Source organism: Leptospira soteropolitanensis (assembly GCF_026151655.1).
Taxonomy (GTDB): domain Bacteria; phylum Spirochaetota; class Leptospiria; order Leptospirales; family Leptospiraceae; genus Leptospira_A; species Leptospira_A soteropolitanensis.
Map to the genome: position 1 here is coordinate 1 of NZ_JAMQPN010000036.1, position 2,671 is coordinate 2,671.

Annotated in this window: 4 protein-coding genes; all 4 read left to right on the plus strand. The window is 31.7% G+C overall.

The window, feature by feature from the left end; translation table 11 throughout:
• The first annotated feature begins 25 nt into the window (after positions 1-25).
• The 4 genes from ND811_RS19035 to ND811_RS19050 all read left to right on the plus strand — a co-directional run bounded on the left by ND811_RS19035 (position 26) and on the right by ND811_RS19050 (position 2,522).
• Positions 26-667 (plus strand): glycine/betaine ABC transporter permease, encoded by a 642-nt coding sequence (locus tag ND811_RS19035; protein WP_265353561.1) that lies wholly within the window; start codon positions 26-28, stop codon positions 665-667.
• 258 nt (positions 668-925) lie between these two features.
• Positions 926-1,237, plus strand: coding sequence for a type II toxin-antitoxin system MqsR family toxin (locus ND811_RS19040; protein WP_135571118.1), 312 nt, complete (start codon positions 926-928; stop codon positions 1,235-1,237).
• Positions 1,234-1,623 (plus strand): type II toxin-antitoxin system MqsA family antitoxin, encoded by a 390-nt coding sequence (locus tag ND811_RS19045; RefSeq protein WP_265353562.1) that lies wholly within the window; start codon positions 1,234-1,236, stop codon positions 1,621-1,623. The genes ND811_RS19040 and ND811_RS19045 overlap by 4 nt, the downstream gene beginning before the upstream one ends.
• Positions 1,624-1,826: 203 nt before the next feature.
• On the plus strand, positions 1,827-2,522 hold the full coding sequence (locus tag ND811_RS19050; protein ID WP_265353563.1) for a hypothetical protein: 696 nt from the start codon (positions 1,827-1,829) through the stop codon (positions 2,520-2,522).
• The last annotated feature ends 149 nt before the right edge of the window (positions 2,523-2,671 follow it).

Sequence of the window (2,671 nt, forward strand, 5' to 3'; positions counted from 1 at the left end):
AAATAAAACAAAATTAACCTAAAAAATGAATCCATTAAGTTTATTAGAAGCAATCGGTCAATTTTTCTATTGGATTATTTACCTAGTGAACCCTAACTTTAGAGAAGATGAAAAGATTAAAGAAATTGAAAGAAAAGAACACCAGAAATTAACATTAAAAATTGAAAAAAAGAAATCTCAGGAAAAAGAAATAAAAGAATTTGAGGAAAATCGTAAAAATAAAATTAATAACAATGAAGATCTCATAAAAATCTGCTTTGATGATCCCATATTTTGTGATGAATATCAAATTCTAATAGAAAAAATAAAAACTGAAATAAAAAATATTAAATTTAAAAAGGAATTCGAAGAAGAATGGAATAATACTTTTTCAAACATTAATTATGGATGTTATTGTAGAAATAAACCAAATTTAACAATTTACAATAATTGTCCTATAGACGAAAATTCTCTAGATTATGCATGCAAATCAAGACACGATTGCATTTCCTCTAAAAATCTTACATGGAATGAAAGTTTAGAATGTAATTCAGATTTTTCAACTTTTCTTGATACCATTCCCTATTCAAATCAAAAGAAATTCGATTCAATTACAAATGAAGAGATTTTTCTTATGATTGCTAATAAATATAAAGCTCTACTAAGTATTAATAACAAAATAAATTGAATACCAGTTTTACTTCGCATAACAGCGACTAACCGCTTCACTTCGGGACTTGCGCCCTCGTTCGGTCTCCGACACATAGGCTTTTGTCACTCCTCTTGCTTACGCAAGCGTCGCGCCAATCCCTAACGTCCCGTTCGGGACTCAGGGCCAGCCTACGTCGGCTAGTCTAGTTCGTTATGCGCAAGACCGTAAAAATAAATTTAGAATACGAACTTTTAAGCAGTTGACATTGTCTACCAATTAACCACAATAGCAATTGTGGAAAAACGCGTCTGTCATTATCCGTTAAAAAAAATCAAAGAACTGATAATCGAGGGAAAGTTTTCTATTACAAAAAATGCTCAAAAAACTGCTATTGAACAATTTGGATATGGGGAAACTGAAATTATTAATGAAGTTCTCAATTTACATAATTCTGACTTTTTTAAATCAATGACTTCTCATAATAACCATTTGCTCTGGCACGATGTTTACAAAAAGGAAAGCAATAATTATAAACTTTATATTAAAATCCAAATTTCGAATAGTAATACATTAGTTATTTCTTTTAAAGGAGATGAAAACATATGAAAGATAAAAAATGGATCGATTGTCCTGTCTGTGGTGAAACAAATTCTATGGTTTTCAAAACTGATGTCTCTGAAAATTTCAATATTAAAGATTATGGAAACCTAAAAATCAATAATCTAGAAGGTTACTATTGCAAAAATTGCAAAGACGGAATTCTTACAAGAAAATCTCAGAATCACATTAATGCTGCAATTGCTGAATTTAAAGCTAAAAAAGATGCTGAAGTTACTGTAGCTGCGGATCTTATTAGTGTTGATGAAATGGCAAAGAAGTTAAAATTGTCTCGCCAATCTGTTCATAAAATGATGAACATTGGAAAGATCAGGTATGTCTTCGTTGGAGATATACGATTGCCTTTAAAAAACCAAAAAGTCTCTCATAAATAACGGTCCAGCGCATAACAGCGGCTACTCACTGCGCTTCGGCACTACGGCCTCGCTTGGGCTGCGCCACATTTCCCTTCTGGCATTCGCCTTGCTTACGCAAGCTACATGCCAGTCCCTAACGTCCCGTTGGGACTCAGGGTCGGGAAACGTCGAGTAGCCTAGTTCGTTATACGCAATAGGCAAAATCTCTTCTAAAATAAAATATGAATTCTAAACTATTAATATGGATAACTATCTCTTCGCTATTCTTACTTTGCATTCCAAAGAAACCTGAGGAAAATTTCACTAGAAAAGAAATCGTTAATTTTACAGATAATGAAAAAACAGTAGTTTTTAATAATGACAGTCTCAAGGAAATTAGAAATTCCAATCTAAACTTGCGTTACAGAGTTCTTCCATATATCGAATCTAAAAATGAAACTATAAATGTGAATGATTTGGTTGATTCTTATAATATTCTAATTTCTTACGACCAAAACCTATTCAACAAACTAGATTCATATAACTTCAAAATAATTCCATTTTCAGATCAGTATCATAAAGTGAATTTAGATTTAAGATATAAAATTAATTCTAATACTGATGAAAAATATTTTCCTACAGTTATTTTAATGGTTCAACACGGAAAAATTTGGCCAGGTCTTACTTCTTTCAAAGGTGTAGGTTTAAAAATTTTTATTCGATTTACTATTTTTAATAGAAATGGTGAAGAATTAGCTTTCTGTCAAAAGAAATTAATTAAATCTATATTCTCAAACGATTTCTTTGATCAATTTATAATTTCAAATAATTCTCCATTTTTGACTGATCTTAACAATTCAATTTATAATAATAGCAATGAATTTATGATTTTTAATATTATCAGGGAATGTAAAAAAGAACTAAACTTAATGAATTAAATATCAAAAGTTGCCTACAGCGTATAACAGCGGGGAAACGCTTCGCTGCGGCACTTACGGCCTTGCTCGGTCTACGACACATTGTCCTCCGTCACGCTTCTTGCTCCGCAAGAAGGCGCGCCGACGCCAACACCTACTTCGTAGGCTCG